22 protein-coding genes, 1 tRNA gene and 2 pseudogenes are annotated in these 25057 nt (G+C 66.2%); 15 read left to right on the forward strand and 10 right to left on the reverse strand.

Annotated elements, in window-relative coordinates:
- Positions 1 to 396 (forward strand): annotated as a pseudogene (locus DC347_RS16315) (HNH endonuclease); the annotation flags it as partial.
- A 34-nt stretch (positions 397 to 430) separates the two neighbouring features.
- A pseudogene (locus tag DC347_RS16320) lies at positions 431 to 2289 on the forward strand (ABC transporter ATP-binding protein).
- On the opposite strand, the gene DC347_RS16325 reads toward DC347_RS16320, so the two are convergent.
- Genes DC347_RS16325 through DC347_RS16335 form a run of 3 tightly spaced genes read right to left on the reverse strand, consistent with a single transcriptional unit; the run spans position 2286 to position 3784 of the window.
- Entirely contained in the window at positions 2286 to 2891 is a 606-nt protein-coding gene (locus tag DC347_RS16325) for a hypothetical protein (protein WP_109863690.1), read from the reverse strand. The pseudogene DC347_RS16320 and the gene DC347_RS16325 sit on opposite strands and share 4 nt — an antisense overlap.
- Before the next feature lie 24 nt (positions 2892 to 2915).
- Entirely contained in the window at positions 2916 to 3563 is a 648-nt protein-coding gene (locus tag DC347_RS16330; RefSeq protein ID WP_109863691.1) for a hypothetical protein, read from the reverse strand.
- Positions 3560 to 3784 carry a hypothetical protein gene (locus tag DC347_RS16335; protein ID WP_133247101.1) on the reverse strand — a complete coding sequence of 75 codons (225 nt, stop codon included), beginning with the start codon at positions 3782 to 3784 and terminating at the stop codon, positions 3560 to 3562. Before DC347_RS16335 ends, DC347_RS16330 begins: the two co-directional genes overlap by 4 nt.
- A gap of 154 nt (positions 3785 to 3938) precedes the next feature.
- Between DC347_RS16335 and DC347_RS16340 the strand changes: the two genes are divergently transcribed.
- The 7 genes from DC347_RS16340 (at position 3939) to DC347_RS16370 (ending at position 15000) form a co-directional block, all read left to right on the forward strand.
- Positions 3939 to 5075 carry a GuaB3 family IMP dehydrogenase-related protein gene (locus DC347_RS16340; protein ID WP_018760366.1) on the forward strand — a complete coding sequence of 379 codons (1137 nt, stop codon included), beginning with the start codon at positions 3939 to 3941 and terminating at the stop codon, positions 5073 to 5075.
- A gap of 101 nt (positions 5076 to 5176) precedes the next feature.
- Complete coding sequence (locus tag DC347_RS16345) at positions 5177 to 6916, forward strand: glycerol-3-phosphate dehydrogenase/oxidase (protein ID WP_109863693.1); 1740 nt, start codon at positions 5177 to 5179, stop codon at positions 6914 to 6916.
- A 40-nt stretch (positions 6917 to 6956) separates the two neighbouring features.
- Entirely contained in the window at positions 6957 to 7445 is a 489-nt protein-coding gene (locus DC347_RS16350; RefSeq protein WP_018760364.1) for a PTS sugar transporter subunit IIA, read from the forward strand.
- 76 nt (positions 7446 to 7521) lie between these two features.
- Entirely contained in the window at positions 7522 to 8385 is an 864-nt protein-coding gene (locus DC347_RS16355; RefSeq protein ID WP_109863694.1) for an SURF1 family protein, read from the forward strand.
- Positions 8382 to 8891 (forward strand): DUF3817 domain-containing protein, encoded by a 510-nt coding sequence (locus tag DC347_RS16360; RefSeq protein ID WP_109863695.1) that lies wholly within the window; start codon positions 8382 to 8384, stop codon positions 8889 to 8891. The genes DC347_RS16355 and DC347_RS16360 overlap by 4 nt, the downstream gene beginning before the upstream one ends.
- 86 nt (positions 8892 to 8977) lie before the next feature.
- The gene (gene guaA / locus DC347_RS16365) at positions 8978 to 10567 is read left to right on the forward strand and encodes a glutamine-hydrolyzing GMP synthase (RefSeq protein ID WP_109863696.1); all 1590 of its coding nucleotides are present in this window, start codon (positions 8978 to 8980) and stop codon (positions 10565 to 10567) included.
- Positions 10568 to 10695: 128 nt separating this feature from the next.
- Positions 10696 to 15000 (forward strand): AAA family ATPase, encoded by a 4305-nt coding sequence (locus DC347_RS16370; protein WP_109863697.1) that lies wholly within the window; start codon positions 10696 to 10698, stop codon positions 14998 to 15000.
- Positions 15001 to 15078: 78 nt separating this feature from the next.
- Here DC347_RS16370 and DC347_RS16375 read toward each other — a convergent pair whose 3' ends face one another.
- The 3 genes from DC347_RS16375 to DC347_RS16385 form a co-directional block, all read right to left on the reverse strand.
- Positions 15079 to 15810, reverse strand: a complete 732-nt coding sequence (locus DC347_RS16375) for an RcpC/CpaB family pilus assembly protein (protein WP_206073953.1) — start codon at positions 15808 to 15810, stop codon at positions 15079 to 15081.
- Positions 15811 to 15921: 111 nt separating this feature from the next.
- A complete protein-coding gene (locus DC347_RS16380) occupies positions 15922 to 16185 on the reverse strand; it encodes an FmdB family zinc ribbon protein (protein WP_109863698.1) in 264 nt (87 codons plus the stop codon).
- 112 nt (positions 16186 to 16297) lie between these two features.
- On the reverse strand, positions 16298 to 16918 hold the full coding sequence (locus tag DC347_RS16385) for a 5-formyltetrahydrofolate cyclo-ligase (RefSeq protein ID WP_109863699.1): 621 nt from the start codon (positions 16916 to 16918) through the stop codon (positions 16298 to 16300).
- A 103-nt stretch (positions 16919 to 17021) separates the two neighbouring features.
- Between DC347_RS16385 and galU the strand changes: the two genes are divergently transcribed.
- The 5 genes from galU (at position 17022) to DC347_RS21715 (ending at position 20024) form a co-directional block, all read left to right on the forward strand.
- Entirely contained in the window at positions 17022 to 17927 is a 906-nt protein-coding gene (galU, locus tag DC347_RS16390; RefSeq protein WP_026264278.1) for a UTP--glucose-1-phosphate uridylyltransferase GalU, read from the forward strand.
- A 4-nt stretch (positions 17928 to 17931) separates the two neighbouring features.
- Entirely contained in the window at positions 17932 to 18552 is a 621-nt protein-coding gene (locus tag DC347_RS16395; RefSeq protein WP_018760355.1) for a GNAT family N-acetyltransferase, read from the forward strand.
- Between the two features lie 81 nt (positions 18553 to 18633).
- The gene (locus DC347_RS16400) at positions 18634 to 19578 is read left to right on the forward strand and encodes a hypothetical protein (protein WP_231369811.1); all 945 of its coding nucleotides are present in this window, start codon (positions 18634 to 18636) and stop codon (positions 19576 to 19578) included.
- A 132-nt stretch (positions 19579 to 19710) separates the two neighbouring features.
- Positions 19711 to 19786: transfer RNA gene (locus DC347_RS16405), tRNA-Ala, on the forward strand.
- 85 nt (positions 19787 to 19871) lie between these two features.
- Positions 19872 to 20024, forward strand: a complete 153-nt coding sequence (locus DC347_RS21715) for a hypothetical protein (RefSeq protein ID WP_018760353.1) — start codon at positions 19872 to 19874, stop codon at positions 20022 to 20024.
- 74 nt (positions 20025 to 20098) lie between these two features.
- On the opposite strand, the gene corA is transcribed toward DC347_RS21715, so the two are convergent.
- Together corA and DC347_RS16415 are read right to left on the reverse strand one after the other, a co-directional pair.
- Complete coding sequence (gene corA / locus DC347_RS16410; protein ID WP_018760352.1) at positions 20099 to 21094, reverse strand: magnesium/cobalt transporter CorA; 996 nt, start codon at positions 21092 to 21094, stop codon at positions 20099 to 20101.
- Positions 21095 to 21589: an Lrp/AsnC family transcriptional regulator gene (locus DC347_RS16415; protein ID WP_196803301.1), complete on the reverse strand. Its 495-nt coding sequence runs from the start codon at positions 21587 to 21589 to the stop codon at positions 21095 to 21097.
- Between the two features lie 169 nt (positions 21590 to 21758).
- Between DC347_RS16415 and DC347_RS16420 the strand changes: the two genes are divergently transcribed.
- The gene (locus DC347_RS16420; RefSeq protein ID WP_109863700.1) at positions 21759 to 23003 is read left to right on the forward strand and encodes an MFS transporter; all 1245 of its coding nucleotides are present in this window, start codon (positions 21759 to 21761) and stop codon (positions 23001 to 23003) included.
- Between the two features lie 40 nt (positions 23004 to 23043).
- Here the strand turns inward: DC347_RS16420 and DC347_RS16425 are convergent, their stop codons facing one another.
- Together DC347_RS16425 and DC347_RS16430 are read right to left on the reverse strand one after the other, a co-directional pair.
- Entirely contained in the window at positions 23044 to 23547 is a 504-nt protein-coding gene (locus tag DC347_RS16425) for an Lrp/AsnC family transcriptional regulator (RefSeq protein ID WP_018760349.1), read from the reverse strand.
- 140 nt (positions 23548 to 23687) lie between these two features.
- Positions 23688 to 24926: an MFS transporter gene (locus DC347_RS16430; protein WP_018760348.1), complete on the reverse strand. Its 1239-nt coding sequence runs from the start codon at positions 24924 to 24926 to the stop codon at positions 23688 to 23690.
- Between the last annotated feature and the right edge of the window lie 131 nt (positions 24927 to 25057).

Consider the following 25057-nt stretch of genomic DNA (forward strand, 5'->3'; position numbering starts at 1 on the left):
GGCACCACCGGAACCCACAACCTGGCCCAACTCTGCCCCCGACACCACCGCCTCAAACACCACAGCACCTGGACCCCCGACCCAGCCACCAAAAACAAACCACCCGGCTGGACCTCACCCACCGGCCGCCACTACAAACCCGAACAACACGACCCCCAACCAACCCACTGGCCACCAGGAACCCCGCCGGCCAAAACACACGCAATACCCATCCAATTCCACGGCGAACAGGCAGGCATTGAAGACCTCCCGCCATGGGAACCGGACGACGCCAACCTCATAGACCTCAACGACCTCCCGGAAGAGGACCCCGTCCGGGCCGGATACTTCGCAAAACCGTTCGTGCTGTCGGTCCAGGTCGTGTCTGACGTCGTTCAGCAGATCGTCCGGTGTTGACCGTTTCAACCGGTGCCAGCACTAGGCTGATTCCATGTCCCAACCGCGCCATCCGGCGGAACTCACCCCAAAACGCGATCCGCAAAAACGGCTTGCCATCAGGCCGTACGCGCGCGCCGTAGCCCAGGTCCTCAGGGTCAGTTTCCGGGCGTCCCCGGGCGCGGTGATCATGAAGGTGCTCGGCTCGCTGATTTCGGCCGTCCTTCCCTGGTTACCACCTACTTTGCGTCACGGACCACCACGGCGCTTGCTGCTGCATATGCGGGCGACGCCGGAGCCGGACGCCTTGCGATCGTCTACGTCGTGGTCACCGCGGCGCTGGGCCTCTTTTGGGGCGCCTTCAGCAGCGTCGACCGCTACATCCAGCAGTTGATGAGCTTCAAGGTTGGCGCCATCGTGGGCGACCAAATGTACGAACGATTCCTTGCGCTGGAATTCTGGCGCTACGACGACAAGGAGACGGTGGACCTCTACGACCGCGCCAAGCGGTTCTCGGACTCGTACGCCCGCGTCCTGGACCGGATCGCCGCCATTTTCACTCAGCTGGTCTCGGTCATCCTGGCCATCGGTGCCCTGCTGCTGGTGAGCTGGTGGATCGCCGTCATCGTGCTGGTGGCCATCGTTCCCAGCGTGTACCTGCAGTTCAAGCTCTCCCGGGAGCAGATTGCGCACTGGAACACCCAGGTGGACTCACGCCGCCAGCGCCGAATGATCGAAACCAACCTGCTCCGCCCGCAGCACATCGCAGAGATGCGGCTCTACGGGATCGTCCGCTTCCTCATGGACCTCCGCTCCCGCCTCCGCGACGCGGACGAACGGCGCCGTCTTGATTACCAGCGGCGCTACATCCCCAGGCAGCTGGCTGCGGACGCCCTGCAGTACGGCGCCGAGGTGGTCTCGCTGATCTGGGTGGTGGGCCAAGTCATCGCCCGGGCCCAGCCCGTAGGCCAATTCCTGTACGTCCAGCAGATCGTCAGCCGCGCCTTGTCCACCGCCAACAACCTGGTGTCCTCACTAAGTTCCATTGACGAAGACCTGGCCAACCTGACGGACTACGAGACCTTCATGGGGATGCCCGTTCACGCCGAACATGCACCGCCCCTGTTGGAGGCTCCACAGGAAGTGGAACTGAAGGGCATCCGCTTCACCTACACGGGCAGCGATATCGAGGTGATTCGGGGAATCAGCCTCACCATCAGGCGCGGCCAGCACATCGCCATCGTGGGGGAGAACGGCGCCGGAAAGTCGACGCTGATCCGCATCCTCGCCGGCCTCTACCGCCCGGACTCCGGACAGGTGCTGCTCGACGGCGTGGACCTCGCCGCCGTCGACGTCACCTCCTGGCACCGGCACCTGGCAGTCCTTAGCCAGGAGTTCCTGAAGTACGAGTTCGCCACGGCCGCGGAGAACATCTATTTCGGCGACGTCGACAGCCGGCGCGATGACGGCCGCATCCGGCGGGCGGCAGCAGACGCCGAAGCTTTGGAGTTCATCAACAAACTGCCCAACGGCCTGGACAACCACGTCAGCAACTGGATGGAGGATCCGCGGGGCCGTAAAGGAAGCGGCCTCTCCGGCGGCCAATGGCAGCGCCTGGCCATGGCCAGGAACTTCTACCGGGACGCCTCGTTCATGGTGATGGACGAACCGACGTCCGCCATCGACGCCCTCGCCGAGCACAGGATATTCACCCGCCTTTTCGCCGACCGCGACAGCACCATCATTGCCATCAGCCACCGGCTGGCCACCATCGAAAAGGCCGACGTCGTCTACATGCTGGAAGACGGCAGGATCGTCGAGCAGGGCACGCACAAAGAACTGGTGGCCCTCCGCGGCAGGTACTTCAGGATGTTCGAATCCCAGTTGACCGTCGAGGAACCGACCGGAACCTAGGACTGCACCACGGTGGTGCGGACCCGTGCCACGCTCGGCCTGGGCGGGACGCTGCTGAACCCGAACGTCACGGCGGGCCGGATGGGAGCCAGGGTCCCGGCGTCGGCGCCTTCCCAGCGGACGACGGCGGAGGTGACGTGGTGCAGGTCGCTCACCCCGTAATACTCCGCCCTGCCGCTGCCCGCCGTGCCGTAGGTGCGGGCTCCCGGGGCCGCCAACGCGGCAAGCGGACTGACGGCGGAAAGCCAGCGCGGGTGCACCGCAAGGCGCCGGGGTACGGCCCGCAAAGCCGTACCTAGGAAGGTCCTCGCCCCGGTCACGGCCCGGATTGCCAAGGGGCCGGCGTCGACCCTTAGCGCCCGTTCACCCAACATGGCGGAGACGTCAACCAAACGCACCTCATCGAACGTGTAGGTGGCCGCGATGAACTCTGCCACATCCGGCCGGGGTGCCAACAGCAGCCGGTGCCCCGAGGGTTGCTGCACCATGACGTCGGCAAATGAACCGAAGGGGGAGTCTTGCCAGATGCCCACCACGGCGCGGAGCCCGGATGCCGTGCCAATACCTGCAATATGCCCGTCGAAGATCCAGCGTTTGCCCATCACAATCCTGCCGCTGACCGGTTATCAGAGCGGTCCGTAGGCGGCATTGCCATGAGGATCGCGCCAGAGGGCCAAATCTTCTTCAACTGCCCGCCGAAGCTCGGGGTTGGATTGCACCCTTTCCCGGAACGATTGCCGGGCGCGGCCCATGACCGTTGACGGGACCACGATGCATGCGACCAGGAGAAGCAGGATGAGTACGAAGGCTCCCACGAGTGTTATTGCCGCACCATTGCCCTTCGCCGTGGCCGAGGGCAGGTAGAGGACCATGATGGCGCCCAGCGCGACTGCCAGTACGGATATCATGGCGACGCCACCACGGGCGGATCCCGGGCCACGGCTGATCAGGACCCTGTCGGGGGTGGGCAGGGCGGCCCGGGCACGCTTCCATCCAAAGAGGCCCGAAAGCATCAGGCCAACCCCCAGAGGGACCAGTACGAGCGCTGCGGCAGGGTTCCCCGACGTGACGGCAAAAAACATGCCCGCGAGGGCCAGGACGGGACCGCCGGCGATTGCGCTGCTCCAGCCGGCGGCTCCGGTACCTTGGGCGTCAGCCAGTTGACGCAGCCGGGACGGAGCGTTTGGCGGGCTGATCCGAGCCAGTTCCGGAGCCAGCCAGTGCTCGAGGGAGTGGACGGGCGCATCTGCGGGGAAGGGATTGTGATGTGTCATGCCGGAAGCAAGCCCAGTCCATGGCGCAGCCGGTCCGCCAGGCCCGGGGCCGCGGTCGCAGGCTGCGTTTCGTCACCGGCGGCGATTTCCACGCCGGCCGCACCTGTACCGGCGTGTTCGTGCTGGTCAGCCTGCGGGAGGGGTGTCGTTGAGCCAGCTGGCAGGGACGGCGAGGTCTGCTTCATCATCGGCTGCCAGCGACGGATAGACCAGGTGGCCATGGTTGGTTCTCCTCGGAAGGTGGGCGCGGGGAGCGTTCACCGAATCCCCCTGCCCAAGGCTACGCGGTAGCCTGGCAGTTCTTCCATGGGCAGGACTCCACCCTTGCATGCAGTCCGGACCCGGCCAGCGGAGCTGCTGAGATAACCTAGAGCAGTGACTTATGAGATCGAGATCGGCCGTGGCAAGCGTGGGCGTCGTGCCTACTCCCTGGATGACATTGCAATCGTCCCCAACCGTCGCACCCGCGACCCCAAGGACGTCTCCGTCTCCTGGCAGATCGACGCCTACCAGTTCAGCATGCCTGTGATCGCCGCCCCGATGGACTCGGCCATGTCCCCGCAGACCGCCATCGCCCTCGGCAAGCTTGGCGGCCTGGGCGTCCTTGACCTGGAAGGCCTGTGGACCCGGTACGAGGATCCGCAGTCCGTGCTGGACGAGATTGCGGCCCTTCAGGACGAGGTCAACAGCCCCGCCGTGACAGGCCGGATGCAGGAGCTGTACCGTGCGCCCATCCAGCCGGAACTCATCACCTCCCGTCTGGCCGAGATCCGCGAGGCCGGCGTCACCGTGGCCGGATCGCTCACCCCGCAGCGCACCCAGGAGCACTACAAGACCGTCGTCGCCGCCGGCGTCGATATCTTCGTCATCCGCGGAACCACGGTGTCCGCCGAGCATGTCTCCAAGAACCACGAACCGCTGAACCTGAAGCAGTTCATCTACGAACTCGACGTCCCCGTCATCGTGGGCGGGGCGGCGGGCTACACCCCGGCACTGCACCTGATGCGTACCGGCGCGGCGGGTGTGCTGGTGGGCTTCGGCGGCGGCGCAACCACCACCACGCGTCGCGCCCTGGGCATCCACTCGCCCATGGCTTCAGCCATTTCCGACGTCGCGGCCGCCCGCCGTGACTACATGGACGAGTCCGGCGGCCGCTACGTCCACGTGATTGCCGACGGCGGCATGGGCACCTCGGGTGACATCGTCAAAGCCATTGCCATGGGCGCCGACGCCGTCATGCTGGGCAGCGCCCTGGCCAGGGCAGAGGAGGCGCCGGGCAAAGGCTGGCACTGGGGCCAGGAAGCCCACCACACGGAGCTCCCGCGCGGGGACCGCGCCAACGTGGGCACCGTGGGACCCCTGGAGGAAGTCCTGTTCGGACCCGGCCACCACACCAACGGCACGTCCAACCTCATCGGCGCGCTGCGCCGCTCCATGGCGACCACCGGCTATTCGGACCTGAAGGAATTCCAGCGGGTCGACGTCGTGGTCTCGCCCTACGCGGGGAACTGAGCCGATTGGGCGGGGCGGCAGTCACCGCCGCCCTGCCCAAAGCGCGCTTCCAGCAAGTAGTGTGGGTTTACTACCGGCACTAGCGGCACTGGAGGCGTTCAATGAAGAGTGTTCCTGCAAACGGCGGAGTTCTCGGCCCGGAAGCCAGGGAAGCATCCATAGGGCGGTTGCGCGCCACCGCGGAACCTGGCCAGGAACTGGACATCCTGATCGTGGGCGGCGGCATCGTCGGTGCGGGAGCCGCACTGGACGCCGTGACCCGCGGGCTGAGCGTTGGCATCGTCGAGGCAAGCGACTGGGCCGCCGGAACGTCGTCGCGGTCCTCGAAACTCATCCACGGCGGCCTGCGCTACCTGGAAATGCTTGACTTCGCCCTGGTCAAGGAGGCCCTCCAGGAACGCGGACTGCTGCTTTCGGAAATTGCCCCGCACCTGGCCCGGCCGGTGCCATTCCTCTATCCGCTGACCAAGCCGTTCATTGAACGGCCCTACGTCGGCGCCGGCATTGCGCTGTACGACGTCATGTCGATCTCCAGCGGGCACAGCCGCGGCGTGCCGTTCCACAAACACCTGAGCAGGCGTGGAACCCTCCGTGCCGCCCCCAGCCTGAAGGACGACGCCTTCGTGGGCTCGATCCGCTACTACGACGGCCAGGTGGACGACGCGAAGTACGTGGCCAACCTCATCCGTACCGCCGCCTACTACGGAGCCCACGCCGTCAACCAGATGGCCGTGGTGGACTTCCTGCGCGAAGGGGAGCGGGTGGTGGGAGCCAAAGTTTCCAACCGCGAGGACGGCACGGAGTTCAAGGTCCGCGCGAGGCAGGTCATCAACGCCACAGGCGTCTGGACCGACGAAACCCAGGCCATGGTCACCGACCGGGGCCAGCTCAAGGTCCGCGCCTCCAAGGGCATCCACCTGGTGGTTCCGCGGGACCGGTTCCAGTCAACGGTGGGGCTGATCCTTCGCACGGAGAAGTCCGTCCTGTTCGTCATCCCCTGGGGGCGGCACTGGATCATCGGCACGACCGATACTGACTGGCACCTGGACAAAGCCCACCCGGCCGCGTCCAGCAAGGACATCGACTACATCCTCGAGCACGTCAACAAGGTGCTGAAGCGGCCATTGACCAGGGAGGACGTTGAAGGGGTCTATGCCGGACTGCGGCCGCTGCTCGCCGGTGAAAACGACTCCACGGCCAAGCTCTCCCGCGAACACGTGGTGGCGCACCCCGTCCCGGGCCTGGTGGTGGTGGCCGGCGGAAAGTGGACCACGTACCGGGTCATGGCCAAGGACGCCGTCGACGAAGCCACCCGCACCATGGACGAACGGGTTCCGCCCAGTTGCACCGAAACCATCCCGCTTCTCGGTGCCAGCGGCTTCCGGGCCGCCTGGAACCGGAGGAACCGCACCGCCGAGGAATCCGGCGTGCACGTGGCCCGCATTGAACACCTCCTCAACAGGTACGGATCAATGACGCCCGAGGTCCTGGCCATCATCGCGCAGGATAAGGAGCTGGCCGAACCCATCCCCGGGGCCGATGACTACCTGCAGGCCGAAGCCGTCTACGCCGCCACCCATGAGGGGGCCCGCCACGTGCAGGACGTCCTGACCCGCCGTACGCGGATTTCGATCGAGGCGTGGGACCGGGGCGTGTCTGCTGCCCCCGTTGTCGCTAAACTGATGGGTGACGTTCTTGGCTGGAGTGACGCGCAGCGCGAAAACGAAGTCCGCCACTACATTGCCAGGGTGGAGGCCGAGCGCCTCAGCCAGCAACAGCCGGACGACGAATCCGCGGACGCTGCCCGCCTGGGCGTGGAAGACATCGTGCCCTTGCGCTGAGGGGCCGCTCGCCCCGCACTGCTGACTGAAGGGATACGCCTTGGCGGAACCACTTGACCCGTATGACGCCGAACTCACCACCCCCGAGATGGTGATTCTGGAACTGGAAGCGACGGACAAAACCGACGCCACCAACCAGCTGGCGGAACGGCTCCATGCCGCCGGGCGAATTTCCGACCTTGACGGATTCCTCAAGAACGTCAACGCGCGCGAGCACCAGCTGGCGACCGGCCTCCCCGGCGGGGTCGGTCTCCCGCACGCCCGCAGCGAGTTCGTCTCCCGGACGTCGATCGCCGTCGGCATCACCAAGTACGGCCATGCCCTGGACTTCGGCGCCACGGACGGCCCGGCCACCGTCATCCTGCTGATCGCCACGCCCGCCAGTTCATTCTCGGACCACCTGGAAGTGCTGGCCACGTTGGCCCGGTCGCTGTCCAAGGAATCCTTCCGGGAATCCCTGCGGCGGGCCTACGATGCAGAAGTCATCGCCGAGCTCATCAATTCCAGCCTGGTGTTCTTCGACCACTAAGCAGCCGGGTCCCTGCGCCGCATCCGAACGCACAGGCGTTTAGTTGTTCTACAGAAGTACGAAGTACGGTTAAGACGTGTGGAAAACAGCCCTCAAACCCCGATGGATCGCAGGCTTCATCTTCGCGATCGCGCTTTCCGGGGTCTTCGTGCTGCTCAGCCAGTGGCAGTTCGGCCGGTCCACCCAGCCCGAAGCGCCGGTCAACCCCGCCACCGAACAGGTCCAGCCGCTCACCAGCACCCTCCAGCCCGGCGAATTCTTCCACGGCAGCGTCTCAGACCAGATGGTCACCGCGGAGGGAACCTACAGTCCCGACAAGCAGGTGCTCGTCCCTGGCAGGCTGCACGATGGAAAGACCGGCTATTGGGTAGTTTCCGCTTTCGCCGTTAACGGCGCCCCCACCCTTAAAGGTGCGGCTGCCTCCCCACAAACCTGGATTCCGGTGGCGCGGGGCTGGGTGGCGGACCCTTCCGACGCGCCAGCCCCTCCGTCGGGCCTGGTGCAACTGACGGGGCGCTTGATTCCTTCTGAAGCGCCGGTTCCCGGGAAGGCCCCCAAAACGGGGGAGGCCTCGGCCGTGTCTGTTGCCGAACTCATCAACTACTGGGGCGTCAGCAGCTACCCGGGATTCGTCTCGGCCACCGCGGAGGTGGCGGGCGGCAAAGATGTCAGCGCCGCGTCCGTGCCTGGCAGCCTGCTTCCGCTGAACATCGGCCCCCAGCCACCGTCGCAGCAGATCAACTGGCTGAACCTCTTCTACTCCATCGAATGGGTGGTTTTTGCCGGCTTCGCCCTCTTCATCTGGTGGCGGCTGGTCAAGGACGACTACCACCGGGACCTTGAAGAGGCCCTCGACGAAGCCGAGGAGTCGGATGAACCGGAACAGCACCAGAACGAACAGCAGCAACCTGATCAGCACCAGCAGAAGGTACAGCCATGATTGATCCGAAACCGGCCACCCCCTCGTCCCAAGCCTCCGGCGCCAAAGGATCCGGCAAGAAGCGCCGCTTCGGCGGCACCGAAGCGCAGATCCGGTCGGCCCTGAAGTTCTACAAGGTCATGGCCTACCTGACCGGCACCATGCTGCTCCTGCTGTGCGCGGAACTGGTGGCCCGGTACGGCTTCGGGCAGTACCTGTTTGCCGGCGGCACCAGCGCACTCACCGGCCAGCCCTTCGGTTTTGGCTTCGCCGACGCCGAACCGCCGGCGGTACTGAACGGTGTGAACGTCTCCGTCACGGTCCTGATCGTCCACGGCTGGATGTACGTGGTGTACCTGATCTCCAACTTTCGGCTCTGGTCCCTCATGCGCTGGCCGTTCCTGAAGCTGGTCCTGCTGGCCCTCGGCGGCGTGGTGCCGTTCCTGTCCTTCATCGTCGAAAAGAAGTTCCACGCCGAGGTTGAGGCCGAGCTCGCCGCCAACCCGCAGGCACCCCAGCGCTACTGAGCGTTTCCGCCTTCACTGACGTCTGCTCCGTCACAGGGAGGTCTCTCAAGGTGCGTCGGTGCAACGGCGCAAAGTAGGCTATTACGGTGACTACTCCCACTGCATCCCAGACTTCCCAGAAGCCGGTGCTGGTTGTTGATTACGGTGCCCAGTACGCGCAGCTCATTGCCCGCCGCGTCCGGGAAGCGAATGTGTATTCGGAAGTGGTTCCGCATACCTACACCACCGAGCAGCTACTGGCCAAGAATCCCGCCGCCATCATCCTCTCCGGCGGCCCCTCCAGCGTTTATGCCGACGGCGCCCCGAGCGTCGGTGCCGACCTCTTCGAAGCCGGAGTCCCCGTCTTCGGCATCTGCTACGGCTTCCAGGCCATGGCCAACGCCTTGGGCGGCAAGGTGGACAAGACAGGGCTGCGGGAGTACGGATCCACCGAAACCACCATCCTGGGTGACGGGCGCTCCGTGCTGGAAGGCATGCCCCAGCACCAGAAGACGTGGATGAGCCACGGCGACTCCGTCCACGAGGCGCCCGAAGGCTTCGATGTCCTGGCCACCACCGCCGGCGCTGAAGTCGCGGCCTTCGCCAATGAGGAGAAGTGCCTGTACGGCGTGCAGTGGCACCCGGAGGTCAAGCACTCCGCCTACGGCCAGCAGGTCCTGGAGAACTTCCTCTTCAAGGGAGCCAAGCTGGAACCCAACTGGACTACCGGCAACATCCTCGAGGAGCAGGTGGAGCGCATCCGCCAGCAGGTGGGAGACGCCCGGGTCATTTGTGGACTCTCCGGCGGTGTCGATTCTGCCGTGGCCGCCGCCTTGGTGCAGCGCGCAGTGGGCGACCAGCTCACCTGTGTCTTCGTGGACCACGGCCTGCTGCGTGAAGGCGAGGCAGAGCAGGTGGAGCGCGACTTTGTCGCCGCCACCGGCGTCAAGCTCTACGTCGCCAACGAGCAGGAGCGCTTCCTTTCGGCACTGGCAGGCGTCAGCGATCCGGAAACCAAGCGCAAAATTATCGGCCGTGAATTCATCCGTGCTTTCGAGGAAGCGGAACTGGCCATCATCGCCGATGCTGCTGCCCACGGCGAGAAGATCAAATTCCTGGTCCAGGGCACCCTGTACCCGGACGTCGTCGAATCCGGCGGCGGCGAAGGTGCTGCCAACATCAAGAGCCACCACAATGTGGGCGGCCTCCCCGAGGACCTGCAGTTCGAGCTCGTCGAACCCCTGCGCGCCCTGTTCAAGGACGAGGTCCGTGCCGTGGGCGCACAGCTCGGCCTGCCGCAGGAAATCGTCGGCCGCCAGCCCTTCCCCGGCCCCGGCCTGGGCATCCGGATCGTCGGCGACATCACCAAAGACCGGCTGGACCTGCTCCGCAAGGCGGATGCCATCGCTCGTGCCGAACTGACTGCCGCCGGCCTGGACGACGAAGTCTGGCAAATGCCCGTTGTGCTTCTCGCCGACGTCCGCAGCGTCGGCGTCATGGGGGACGGCCGCACTTACGGCCACCCGATCGTGCTCCGTCCCGTGTCCTCCGAGGACGCCATGACCGCCGACTGGTCGCGCCTGCCCTACGATCTTTTGGCACGGATCTCCAACCGGATCACCAACGAGGTGGACGGCGTCAACCGGGTGGTGCTGGACGTCACCAGCAAGCCGCCGGGAACCATCGAATGGGAATAGTCCCCTGAGTGGCCGGCCTCCGCCAGCGGAGGCCGGCCACTGTTTTTCCCGGGAGAATCCCAGCAATTTCCTGTGCTCCAGTGTTGCGGTCGCCAAAGTCCGGCACCGGAGCGGCTACTCTCGAATCTATGCCGGTATGGTCCAGGGCGTCACGTGCAAACGCAGAAAAGAAGGCAGAAGTGTCAGTTGGTCAAGGCCACCCGGAAGGCTCGGAAGAGCTTCGCAAATGGCTGTCCGGGCTTAAACCCGTCACTGGCGCGGACACGATGCTGCGCTTCACCAAGACCCCCGAAGGCTCCATCGACCTCACCTCGGCGCATCCCTCGGGGCTCGCCCAGCTCATGGCAGGGCGCCGCACACGCCTGTCCACGCTGATCCGGGACCGCCAGCAGTACGTCGTGGCAGCCAGGGCATCGCGCAACATCCGGTCAAAGATCTTTGAGCTCTCCAACGACCGCGGCATCGACGCCGGGTACCTGTCCGCCGGCACTGTGGTGTGGACGTCCGCCGTCGGAGGCAAACCCCAGCGCGTGTCCGCCCCCGTCATGCTGACCGCCATATCCCTCACCGTCCGTCCGGGGGAGGACGACTTCGAGCTGCAGCTCACCGAGCAGGCGCACATCAACCCCGCCCTGGTGCGCCACCTGAAGAACATCCACGGGATCGTCTTCGACGTCAACGCCGTGACCCGCCTCGCCTACAGCACCGCACGGTTCGACCCGCAGCCCGTCCTTGACCGGTTGGCCACGCTGATCCGGCCCATCCATGGCGCAGAAACCCAGCACAACCTGCTCGTTTCGACCTTCGCCGATCTTTCCGGGAACCTGGACGACCCTTGGATCAACGACTCCCACCCCATTGTGTCCGCGCTGGCGACCGCCGCCGGGGGCGAAGTTGTGGATGTCGAAGACCCGGACCCCTCGCGTTTCCCGCACCTGGACAACAGGCATCCCAAGGACGAGCTGTTGCTGCTGGACGCGGACACGGACCAGCAGTATGTGATTGATGCGGCCCGAGCCGGTGACTCCCTCGTTGTCAGCGCCCCGCCGGGTACCGGCCAGACGCAGACCGCGATCAACACCATTGGTGCCCTGGTGGACGCCGGGAAGACGGTGCTGGTGGTTGGTGACCGCCGGGCCAGCCTGAATGAAGTCTCCGGCCAGCTCGAATCCCTGGGACTGGAATCCATCCTGTTCCAGCTTTCCGGGAACGTCACGGCGCAGCAGCTGAAGGGCCAGCTGGTGCGGGCGATTGTCCGCAACGAAAAGTCCTTGGAACCGCAGTTGGGCAACCTGCACACCACCCTGACTGAGCACCGGCACGCGCTCATGGACCACGTGGCGTCGCTGCACAACGTCCGGGACCGGTGGGGCTGCTCGCCCTACCAGGCCATGCAGTCCCTCGCGGAGCTCACCTCGATCCATCCGGCGCCGGCCACCACCGTCCGGTTGAAGCGCAGTGTCCTGGACAGCATCCGCGACCGCGAGGAGCTGGCCGGACGGCTTCGCCGTGCTGCCGAACTGGGCAGCTTCAGCAAGGCCGCCACCACCAGCCCCTGGCACGGCGCGCGGTTGCTGACCCGGAAGGAAACCGAGGAAGCGCAGGATCTGGTCCGCTCCGTGGCCAAGAGCCTCCCGGTGCTGCGCGACCGCATGGACGCCGTCGCCGAGCACGCTGAAATCCGGCTGGGGGAGTCCTTTGCGGAATGGGGCGAGCAGCTCGAGCTGCTGGTTGCCGTCCGCGGCAGCCTGGACAAATTCACGCCGGACATCTTTGACCGGCCCGTGACGGACCTGATTTCCGCCACGGCACCGTCAGCGTGGCGCCGTGAGCGCGGCATCGAAATGACGTCCATGCAGCGTTCCAGGCTTCGGCGGGTGGCCAAGGAATACGTCCGCCCCGGCGTGCACATCGCCGACCTGCACACATCCTTGGTCCTGGTCCAGGAGCAGCGCGCCCTCTGGGCCGGGTATGCCACCACCCAACGCCATCCGGCGGTTCCGTCCGGCCTTGCCGAAATGAACGCCATGTACCGGTCGCTGGACGCGGAGCTGGAACAGCTGGGCCAGGCGCTCCGGCACACGGATGCCGGCGGGTCGCTCGCCACTGCGCCCTACGGCCAGCTGATGGAGCGGCTGGAACGCCTCGTGGCGGACACCGATACCCTCAAGACCTTGCCCGAACGCACACTACTGATCGAAAACATGCGTGAGCACGGTTTGGGCGAACTCCTTGCCGACCTCGCGGAGCGGGAAGTCCCGGAACGGTCCGTTGCAGCCGAGCTGGAATTGGCGTGGTGGCAGTCGGCCCTTGAGGCCATGATCAGCGGCGATGACTACTTGGCCATGTCCGACGGCGACGCGCTGCGCCGGCTCGAGGCCGAGTATCGGTTGGCGGACAACGCGCACATCGCCAGCGGCGCCGCACGCCTTCGCTGGGACTTGGCGGAACGCTGGCGCGGGGCGATCGCCGAGCAGCCGCGCCAGGCGGGCCTGCTGCGGAGCCTGCTCAAGGACGGCCGGGTATCGCTCCCGTCCTTGACCGCCCAGGCTCCTGACCTGATCGGCACGCTGGTTCCGGTGTGGTCTGTCAGCCCGTACCTGATGACCGGGCTGCTCCCGGCAGAGCAACACTTCGACGCCGTCGTGATCCTGGATGCCGAGGCCACGTCCCTGCAGGCCGTCCTGCCGTCGATCGCCCGTGCACGCCAGGTGATTGCGTTCGGCGACCCGCGCATCGCGTCGCCCCGGACCTTTACCGTGGGCGTGGAACGCCTCGCCGCCGGTGAGTCCGCCCACCACAGGGTGGAGAGTGCCTTCACGGCTCTCTCTGCGGTGCTTCCGGTTTGGCGGCTGAACGTGGTGTACCGGGCCGTGGACGAGGACCTCGTCCTGCAGCTGAGCAAGAACTTTTACGACGGCGGGTTGCGCCGGCTGCCCGAGGGCCAGTCGGCGACGGGCTTGGACCGGTCGCTGCTGGTGGAGTACCTGCCTGACGGAACCGGCTTGCCGAGCGCAGACCACGAGGGTGTGGAGTCGGTGGTGGCCGAGGTCAACCGGGTGGTCGAGCTCGTGTTCGAGCACGCCCGCCTGCGTCCGCGCACTTCGCTCGCCGTGGTCACCGCCAGCCTGCGGCATGCCGCCAGGATTGGCGAGTCCATCCGCCTCCAGCTGGCCAACCAGCCCGGAATGGCCGGTTTCTTCGGTGCCGGTGCTGAGTCCTTCAGGGTGGTGGACCTGGAGAGGGCCCAGGGGCTGGTTCGCGACCATGTTATTTTCTCCCCAGGTTTTGGCCGCACCCCGCACGGCCGGGCGCTGCACAACTTCGGACCATTGTCCGCGGAAGGTGGCAGGGAGAAGTTCGCCCTGGCCATGACGCGGGCGCGCCGGTCCATGCATGTGCTCACCTGCTTCAGGCCCGAGGACCTGGACCACACCAGGCTCACGCACGGGGCGGTGGATCTGTACACGCTGTTGAACCGCGAAATTTCGGGTAACACCGACCTCGGAACTCCCGCCTCCCGGGCTGCCGCCAGCGAACAGGCACTCGGTGCGGACCCGCTGGTCGCCGACTTGGGTGACCGTTTGCGCGCCCGCGGCGCCCGGGTTTGGCACCAGTACGACGGCGCCATCGACGTTGTGGCCGCGGCTGACCCGCTGAATACCATGGGCAAGGATGATGCCGACCTGCCACGACCAGTGGCGATCGAGTCTGACGGCACCGGGCAGTACCGCACCATGAGCGTCCGGGAACGCAGCAGGCTCCGCCCGGAGCTGCTGGAGCGCCTGGGATGGCGTTATATGCCGTTGTGGACCATCGAGGTATTTACCGACCCGTCGTCCTGTGCCGACCGCATTGCCGGGTACCTCGGCCTGGAAAACCTGGTGCTGCCGGGCAGGACCGGGCACTCGGCTGGATTCCTTGACGACGACGTGGACCAGGCGCTCAATGGTATCGATGCAGCACCGGCCGCCGGTGTTGCCTATCTGCCGCGGAACGCCAATGGCGGGAACCGGAGTGACTCCGGAGACCCCGCCGCGGGCATCCGCCCCAGCCAGGGCCGGCGGGCCGGTGGCCTGGACGCCAAGGAGGCCAACGGCATGGCCGCGGAAGACAGTGTCTCCGACGACAGTGTTTCCGACGTCAGTGTTTCCGACGACAATGGTTCCGGCAGCGATATTTCCGACAACAATGGGTCCGCGGAAGATCGGGACGGAGAAGATATGAGCGAGAACGAGAAGACGGAAGCGGTACCTGACGGCGGAAATCCGGCAGGTGCGCCTCACTCCACTCCAGCGCCAGGGCGGGCCACCTCAGGTACCGACGCTGTGCTGCCCAGCAAGGCTGCGGAGGACGACGCCCGCAGCTGGGGCGACCGGGAGGATGACCACGACGCGTGGCTGAAGGAACAGAAACCGCCGCACTGGGGCTGACCAGCAGCGGGGCTGACGAGCAGCCAAGCCTTTGGGCCCGGGCAACCCGGAAGTTGTTGAGGGATCGTATCCGTGGTGTCACGGCGGACCAACCAGGACGAAGAAGAGCCTGCCCTGCGTTGACGCTCCAGCCAGCCGGGATGACTGTTCCGCGTTTGCTGCCACCACTATCAACCCGTCGGTCTCCGTTGTACCCAGCCACTGGCCACCCTGGCCGCCCTTGTTCGAAGTCCACAGCACGGGAACCGCAGACGCCAGCACCTCGGAGGGGCCTTGCTGGTCAAACCCGTTGGCAGATGTGAGCACCACATTGACCAACTGGCCCGGGGCCACAAGCTGAGTGGAGGACGGGTCCGCCATGCGGAGCGGAACCGCGGCCGAGCCCGGAGGCGTCCCAACGAGAAGGCCCGGTCCCAGGAGTTGGGCGTCGGTAACGAGCTGGCCCTTTCGTAACGGACCGGCGAGCTGCTTGCCGGCGGCTGCGGCAGTGTCTTGGAGGAAGCCCTCCGCCACCATCCCGGGCGGCACATGAACGCTGGCCAAATCTGCCGCCGTCACAGCGGTACCTGCCGGAAGATCCCGCGCAGCAGCAAGTGCTGTCACGGTCGAGAGCGGAGCCGGCGTCAGTTGATTGACAGTGATGGCCGCCGCTGCACACAGGACCAGGGCGGCGGCCAGGCGGCGGTTGCGGCCCAGCCAGGACGCTACCCGCGCCGGGATGGGGTGGTTGGCCTTGGCGGGACGGCCGGTGGTGCGGGACGTCGTGGGAATCCGGAGGCTGTCGCGGCCGCGGCGTGGATATGCAGGCATGCGCCCACGCTATGGGCAGCCGAAGCGGCAGGACAGTGGTGGCTGCAGCTATGTGGACAAAGGCGGCCGGCGCCCGAAGGTGCCGGCCGTCGTCGTCATCAGTGCTTGGGGCTAGCTGGCCGCTGCAGCCGGGGCTGGCGATGCCGCCGGCGTCGCCGGCGTCGCTGCCGGGGCGGAGGAGACCGAGCTGCCCTTGGAATCGCGGGAGTCGGTACGGTAGAAACCTGAGCCCTTGAAAACCACACCCACGCTGTTGAACTTCTTGCGCAACGTGCCCTCGCATTCGGGGCAGGATGTCAGGCTGCTGTCCGAGAACGACTGGACGATATCGAAGGCGTGGCCGCAATCCTTGCAGGCGTAAGCATATGTTGGCACTGGTGCTCCTCCTCTTGGGCAAACGAGAGGTCCCGTGCTGCCACCCGGTAATTCGTTAGCAGTCGCAGGGCCTGAGTGCTAATTCTATCACTGCGCCCGGAAGGGACCGGGCTCAGCCGCCACCCGCCAGGCCCCGGTACCCGGAAGGCATCAGGACACCCGGGACCGGGCGGTCGAATTCCTCGGCAGGAATCCGCCCCGCGGGAAGCAATTCATCGTCGTAGATAACAGCGGCCAGCGGTATTTCCTTCCCGGCAGTGGCGAGATGCCCCAGGAAGGTGTCGTAGTAGCCGCCCCCCTGGCCGATCCTGTTGCCTGACAGGTCCACGGCAGTGGCGGGAATGATGAGCGCCGCTGCGCTTCCGGCCGCGTCGGGCCCGTGCCGTCTCCCGGCGGGTTCCAGGATGGGCGCGTACCGGCTGCGTTCGAAGCTGGTGTCCGGGGTCCAGAACACCCAGCTCAGCTCCCGGCCCGGCTCGCATACCGGAAGCAGGACCTCGTGGCCGCTGCCGTGCAGCGCCTTGACCAGCGGCATGGTGGGCGGTTCCTTGCCGACACCCAGGTAGACGCATACGGTGCCTGGGCGCCCCGCGGTGACGGATGCTGCCCAGGCTTCCCCGTGGCGAGCCAATGCCGAACCGGCGGCGTCCAGCTTCGCCTCCGTCAGCGCGGCGCGCCGGCGCCGGTGGGCCGCCCGGATATCGTCCTTCGCGGGATTCGTCTGCTCCTGCATGGTGTCCTTCCTTGGTACCGGCGTTCCGCGGCGTCACGGGCGGATGACGGCCCGCTGTGCCGGTGGTTACTGAAATGCTTGACGCTGACGTTAGATTAGTCCGGTGACTACCAGTAACCCCAGAGTCCGCAAAGCCGTCATCCCAGCAGCGGGCCTGGGCACCAGGTTCTTGCCGGCCACCAAGGCAATGCCGAAGGAAATGCTCCCCGTCGTGGACAAACCTGCCATCCAGTACGTGGTGGAGGAAGCCGTCCATGTGGGCCTGAACGACATCCTGATGATTACGGGCCGAAACAAGCGTGCACTGGAAGACCACTTCGACCGCGTGCCCTCGCTCGAATCGACGCTTGCCGACAAGGGCGACACGGAGAAGCTCGCCTCCATCCAGGCAGCCAGCCAGTTGGGCGACATCCACTACGTCCGGCAAGGCGACCCGCACGGCCTGGGCCACGCCGTGCTCCGCGCCAAACAACACGTCGGCGACGAAGCCTTCGCTGTCCTGCTGGGTGATGACCTCATCGATGCCCGTGACGAACTGCTGAGCACAATGATCGACGTGCAGGCGAAGACCGGCGGGTCCGTCGTCGCCCTCATCGAGGTGGAGCCGGCACAGATCAGTGCCTACGGCTGCGCCGACGTCCAGGAACTGGACGGCGAAGGCTATGTCCGCGTCAACCGGCTCGTGGAGAAGCCCTCACCCGAGGAAGCACCGTCCAACCTGGCGCTGATCGGCCGCTACGTCCTGCACCCCGCGGTATTTGATGTCCTCGAGCACACCGCACCCGGCCGCGGCGGCGAGATCCAGCTGACCGATGCCCTGCAGGAACTCGCGTCCGGAGACGGGGAGGGCTACGGGGTCTTCGGTGTGGTGTTCCGCGGCCGCCGCTATGACACCGGGGACAAACTCAGCTACCTGAAGGCCTGCGTCCAGCTGGCCGTCGACAGCGATGACCTGGGCCCCGGCCTGCGGGAATGGCTGCCCGGTTTCACCGCCGGCCTTTCCAGCTGACGCCGTGCGTACCGGTCCCATCTGGCCGGTCACCCTCGAATGCGGTGACCTGGTCCTGCGGCCCATCCGCTACCGCGACAAAAGGGAATGGACCGAGGTGCGGTCCAGGAACAGCGAGTGGCTGGCGCCCTGGGAGGCCTCCAACCCCGAACCGGGAGGCGGGCTGCCCGACTACCGTCATATGGTGCGCTCATTGAACGCGCAGGCGGCCCAGGCCACGGCGCTTCCATTCGTCATCACCGAGCGGACGCCGGGACTTCGGAATCCGGCCATCGTGGGCCAGCTGACGGTGTCCTCGATTGTGTGGGGTTCGGCCATGATGGCCACGCTGGGGTACTGGGTGGATCAAGCCCGGGCCGGCCGGGGGATCGCGCCCACATCCGTGGCCCTGGTGACAGACCACTGCTTCCGGACCCTTGGCCTGCACCGGATGGAAATCAACATCCGGCCGGAGAACGCGCCCAGCCTGAGGGTGGTGGAGAAGCTGGGATTTCGGGATGAGGGATACCGGCCCCGTTTCCTGCACATTAATGGCCGGTGGGCGGATCACCGTTCGTTTGCCTTGACCTCCGAAGAAGTCCCGGCGGGCCTGCTGGCGCCGTGGCTGGCGTCCCGCCCGTCATAAATCCATCGGTTTGTGGACAGGGGTACGACACACCGGGGCTAATGCGGCCTGAGCAGGCATGATGCTCATACGGTTTTGAGTGTGGACTTCCCCCTAAGCAGCTCAGTGATCCTCGTGGTTGCCGTCGCGCTCTGGATCCTTTGGGTCGCCCCGTACGTCCTCCGGAACCGAAGGCGCCAGGTCCAGGCCGCCGGCGACTTCCTGGCAGACGTCCCCGCCGATGAAAGGCCGGACCAGACCGCCGGCAAAGTGTTGAACGTCGTCGCCCAGCAGGAGAAAGCCATGGAACCCAACAAGAGCGCCGCAGCCGCTGCCGGCGCTGCCAGCACCCCGCCCCCGGCCCGGTTCCGCATCCGGTACGGCCGGACGGCAGTGGCCTTGGCGGGTCTGCTGTGCTTGGTGACCGCGTTCATCTCAGGTGTGCTCCTTCCCTTCGGTGTGGGATCGCCCGCGCTTCCCCTCACCGCCTTTGCGCTGGCTTTCGGCGCGGTGGCCCTGCTCCGCTGGCTGGCCCTCCGGGACCGCAAAGCGAAGGTCAACGCGGCCTTCCGCTCCGCCATGAATGCGCCTTCCCGGCGCCAGGAGCCGGACCCCGTCACCGTGCCCGAAACCGATACAGCTCCGGCCCGGCCGGAAAGCCCGTTGTTTGACGCCGAAGCGGGTGAGGCCAAGGCCAAACCGCTCACGGCAATGGAACTGCGTGAGGCGGCCCTCGCCGTCGCCGTTGCCGCCGGTGACACCAGTGCGGCCGCCGCGTCGGCAGTCGCTCCCGTGGGCAGTCCGTGGGAGCCTGTTGACGTTCCGAGGCCAACCTACGTTGAGGCAGCCAAAGCTGAGCGCCCCGAGCCGCTGCCGCTTGAACTGCCGGAGGCTCCGAAAGCGGTTGGCAAACCGTCGCTGAAGCAGGGGGCCGCCGGTGCCGACGCCCCGGAAGCCGCGTCCCAGCCTGCGGGTTCACCTCAATTGACCAAGGCACAGAGTGCCTTGAGCAACCTCGACGACGTCCTCCAGCGCCGTCGGGCATAGGCGGCCGGCAAGCATTCCCATCCGCTGTGCCGCACCGGGCGCGTCAATTTGGTGTTGGACACGGATTATTTGTAGCCTAGGGACACCGGTTCCGCACCGGCCTGGAGTACCACGCAGGCCGCGGTCAATTCCGGGGCTATAGCTCAGTTGGTAGAGCGCTTCGTTCGCATCGAAGAGGTCAGGAGTTCGAATCTCCTTAGCTCCACCAGAACCCTGCCCCCAGCGCAATGTTTATGGGCGAAACGCAGTCGAATGCCCGGGCCGTTACTGCATGGCGGGCCTAGAGTGGCCCCATGGGAATAATCATCGGACTTCTTGTCATTTGGCTCATTCTGTCCATCGTCGGCTTTGTCGTGAAGGGCCTGCTCTGGCTCGCCATCATCGGCCTGGTCCTGTTCGTCGCAACAGGTGTTTGGGGTTGGCTCAAGCGCAGGACCAACGCCTGACCTGATCCTGACGCAACGCGCCAAACGCCCAAGGAACCACCCTCCACAATGGGGTGGCGCCTTGGGCGTTTGGTTTAAATCCAGCCCTTCTTCTTGAAGATTCCGTACATGAGTGCCGCTGCGGCCACCATCAGGCCCAGCGCCATGGGATAGCCCCAGGGCCAGTGCAACTCAGGCATGTTGTCGAAGTTCATGCCGTAGATGCCGGCAACGAACGACGGTGCGAACAGGATGGCCGCCCAGGACGAGATCTTCTTGACCTGCTCGTTCTGCTCGGCGCTGACCTCGTTCTGCCGGTTTGCCGTCAGTGTCCCATCCAGGGTCAGCGCGTTCTGCAAAATGTCGCGGAAGGAGTCTGCGCGGGAGATCACCCGTTCCACGTGGTCCTCAACGTCCCGCAGGTTGTGCCGCAAATCGGTCTCCACCCCGTATTTTTCGAAACCACGCTTCAGCTGGTCCATCATTTCCGGGAGGGGATGGATGGCGCGCTGGAACTGGATGACTTCCCGGGCCAATTCGTAAATCCGCCGGGACACCGAAGAATCGCCGCTGAAGAGTTGGTCCTCGATTTCGTCGATGTCGTTCTCGAGCCCGGCCACCACCGGGGCGTAGTCGTCCACCACCCGGTCCAAAAGGGCGTACAGGACGGCTTCGGGCCCATGCTGGAGGAGGTCGGGCCGGGCCTCCAGGCGCTGCCGCACCCTGGCTACGCCGGCCGTTTCGGCGTGGCGTACCGTGACCACAAAGTTCTTGCCCGTGAAGACGTGGAGCTCGCCGAATTCCACCGTTTCGTCTGAGTCCACATACCGGGCCGGGCGCAGGACAGTAAAGAGATTGTCGTCGTACCGCTCCAGCTTGGGCCGCTGGTGGGCTGAGACCGCATCCTCCACCGCCAGGCCGTGCAGCCCGAATTCCGCCGCCACCGCCGCCATTTCGTCCGCCGTGGGCCGGTAAAGCCCGATCCACGCCATGCCACCATGCCGGGCAAGGGTTTCGAAGGTCTGCTCCAGGCTTTCGGGCTCCGCGTGGCGGACACCGTTGACGTAGACGGCGTTATCGATGATGGTCATTCAGGAAATCCTAGCGGCCGCGGACGCGGCATTGCTGAGGCCGCTGATGAGGGGCTCTGTCCGGTAGGGGATATGGGTGTGCAGGGCCAGCACCGTCTCAGTCCGGATGACCCCTTTGATCCTCAGGACCTGGCGCAGCGATGCCTGGAGATTGTGCGTGTCCGTGGCCACCACCCGGCACCAGACATCCCCGCGGCCGGAGATTTCGTGGACCTCCAGGACCTGCGGGATAAGCCGCAGCGCCGCCACCACCCCGTCCAGTTCCCGGTGGGAGACCTCGATGGTCACGAAGGCCACGACGTCATAGCCCACCGCATCCAGGTCAACCTCGCGGCCGCCCGGACGCAGGACACCTGCGCGGAGCATTCGGCGCACCCGGGACTGCGCAGTGTTCCGGGCAATACCCAGCGACTCGCTGAGTTCCCCGATCTGTATCCGCGGATCCTTGATCAGGGCCAGGAGGATCTTCAGGTCAGTGGGGTCCAACTTGTTCACGATCGTCACTCTCAACCACATTGGAATCCGATATTTGATGATTGTGCTCAATTATCCATCCAATAACTGTTGGATCGCGCAACCCTGCCGCACCCTTGAAGCATCACAGTTGTATCCGCGCCGGCGTCCCACAAGGACTGTCCGCTGCGGCGATCCCTAAGGCGGCACGATGACGGTCTTCAGTGAGCTGCGCATGCGCCCGGCAGCGGCCACCCACGCCGGGTGGAATGCCTCCACCACGGCCCGGCTGGTTATTTCGGGTGCGGTCATTTTCATGCTCCTCGTAGGCGCCAACCTGGCCACACCGCTGTATCCCCTCCTGCAGTCCAGCCTTGGGCTCTCGAGCCTGGACGTCACGGCAGCGTTTGCCAGCTACGTCCTGGCGCTGGTGGGAACCCTGCTGGTGGCCGGCCACTGGTCGGACCACATCGGACGGCGGGCAGCCCTCCTGGTTGCTGTGCTGACGGGTCTGGCCGGCGGCTGGATCTTTGCGGAAGCGCAGTCGCTCGCTGCCCTCTGTGCCGGCCGGGCACTGCAGGGAACCGCCGTGGCACTTGCCACCGGAGCCAGTGCCGCCGCCCTGCGGGAGCTGCTTCCATCCCGGCCGGAGTGGGCATCGCGCTTTACGCTCCTGGCCTCCTCAGGAGGCGTCGCCGCAGGCCCGGTCATCGGCGGCCTGCTGTCGCTGCTTCCCGGCGCCACCACGGCCCCTTACGTCGTCCACTCCCTGCTGCTCGCCGGGCTCCTGGTTCCGCTGTACCTGATCCGTGCGCGACCTGCCATCGTGGCCCCGGCACCGACCCGGCCGCTCCACGCCCTGGCGCCCCGGCGCCCTTCCGTGTCACGCCAGGCGCGCGGAGCCTTCTGGCTGGCATCCGGCGTCGGCTTCCTCAGCTTTGCAGTCTTTGGCTTCAGCCTTTCGCTGGCTCCCGGCTATTTCGCCCAGGTCCTGGCCACGGATTCCCGGCCGTTGATCGGCATCCTGGCAGGCCTGCCGCTGGGGGCTTCGGCCCTGAGCCAGCTGGTCACAGTTCGAGGCCGGTTCACGGTGCCGGCGGGCCTTGCTGTCCTTGGCGTTTCGGTGGTGATGCTGGGAGCCGCCGGTGCCTGGCACAACCCGGCGCTGCTGGTGGCAGCTGCGGTCGCCGCCGGCGTGGGGCAGGGACTGGCGTTCCGGACCGTCTTCAACGATGTCGCGGCCAGGGTGGAGCCCGCCCGGCACGCGCAGATCATCAGCACCGTCTATGTCATTACGTATCTGGGAAGCGCGGTTCCGGTCCTTGGCCTGGGGTGGGCCAGCGCTGCGGTGGGGATGGGCGCGGCGGTCCAGGGCTTCGTCCTGGTGTGCGGCGCGGCGGCGCTGGTCCTCTCCGCCGCGACGCTCGCTCAGTCCGCCAGGCGCAGCGCCGCCTGACGGCATTACCGGGCAACCCCGGTCACAGCCAGGCGCCCCGCTACTCCGGGAGCGGGCCGTGGTTGCCCTGGATGTGTTCGAAGACCAGGGTGGTTTCGGTATGGCCCACGACGGGGTCGGTAGCCAGGTTGTCCAGCACCCAGTCCCGAAGGTCTTCGGTGCTGCCGACGGCGATGTGCAGCAGGTAGTCCACCGACCCGGACGTATGGAAGGTGGAGAGGACAGCCGGCAGGTGCGGTACCCGTGCCGTGAAGCGGTCGATCTGGTCGCGGTCGTGGGCGCGGAGCCGCACGGCCACCAGTGCCTGCACAGACCTGCCGATCGCCGACAGGCTCAACTTTGCCTCGTAGCCCTGCACAATGCCCCGCTCAGACAAAGCGCGGGTGCGCATCAGGGCGGTCGACGGGGCTATTCCCACCATCTCGGCGAGTTGCTTGTTGGAGATCCGGGCATCGGCCACCAAGGCTGCCAGGAGCCGTTCGTCAATGGCATCCAGGGGTTCCAGGTGCGCCCCGGGCCTGATGTTCCTGGCATTCGTGCTCACAGCGTTTCCTTCCAACGGGTCCTCTGTTCATCCTAGACCGCAGAAACGCCGTCATCCGCGGTACAGGAGCACGCCCCGCCGAACATTCAGGCTGCCCGGCGGTGCCTTGAAGCCTGTTAATTCGAGTCGGTCCAAGGCCGTCAGGCGGCGGCGGGGTCCGTTCCAGGGTGGACGACGGCGACAGTTGCGGCCGTCAGGCACGCCAGGGCGATCACGGCTCCCGCCAGGGCGTTCCAGCCCCAGGCCTGGAAAACCAGGCCGCCGGCCCAGCCGAGCAGGCTGGAGCCAAGGTAGTACGCCAGGTTGTACAGCGACGCCGCCTGGGCCCGGCCGGTGCTGGCTATGGCGCCCGTCCAGCCGGAACCGATGCTGTGGGCCGCAAAGAAGCCCCCGGTGAACACCACCAGGCCGGCCAGGATGAGCACCAGGCTCGAGGCCAGGGTCAGGGCGAGTCCGGCCATGGCAAGGGCAAGCCCTGCCAGGAGGACGTTGCGACGCCCGAACCGGGTGGCCATGGTGGCTGCCCAGCGGGAGGAGAACGTCCCGGACAGGTACGCCAGGAAGATCAGGCTGATAACGGTGGCCGGGAGTCCAAAGGGGGCGCCCGACAACCGGAAACCGAGATAGTTGTAGACGGCCACGAAACCACCCATCATCAGGAAGGCCTGCGCATAGATGGCCAGCAAGCGGACATTGCGCAGATGGCCGCCGAGCATCCGCAGGGCTCCGCGGAGTCCGGCCACCTTCGCGGGCACGAAGCCCTGCGCCCTGGGAACGAGGACCAGGAACGCGACGGCGGCGGCTGTCGCGAGCAGGGAAACGGCCAGGGCCGCGGTCCGCCATCCCCACAGTTCGCCGACCGGGCCCGCCACCAGCCGGCCGGACAAGCCGCCCAGGGTGGTCCCGGCTACATAGCTTCCTGCCGCGAGCGCCGCGTGGGCTTTGCTGACCTCCTCGTTGAGATAGGCGATGGCAATCGCGGGGATGCCGCCCAAGGCCATTCCTTCCAGCAGTCGCAGGGCCAGAAGCATCGCGAACCCGGATGACAACGGCACCAGCAGTCCCAGGACGGTGGCCGTGGAAATGCCCCACATCATGGCTTTGACCCGGCCGATCCTGTCCGCCAGGAAAGACCAGGGAATGACGGTGGCTGCCAGGCCAACGGTGGCCAGCGAGATGGTGAGCGCGGCTTCGGCGGCGGTGACCTGCAGGTCGGATGCCAGCAGCGGGAGGACGGCCTGCGTGGAGTAGAGCTGCGCGAACGTCGCCACACCCGCGCAGGACAGTCCGGCGAGGATGCGCCCGTAGGCCTTGGATCCCTTGGCGTGGCCGGTCCAGCGTGGGGGAGCGGCAACGCCGCCGCGCTGAGTCTTTGGCATCCCGCCAGCGTAGTCCCGCCCCAACTGATGCATCCAATGCATGTTTTATGTCAAACTCATAGCAAAACCGAATTTGCCGACCAGATGCGCCGCCCCGCTGGCCGCTCGGAAGACAGGCGTTCCCCGGCGGG

This window comes from Pseudarthrobacter sp. AG30, from assembly GCF_003116525.1.
In the GTDB taxonomy this organism is placed as follows: domain Bacteria; phylum Actinomycetota; class Actinomycetes; order Actinomycetales; family Micrococcaceae; genus Arthrobacter.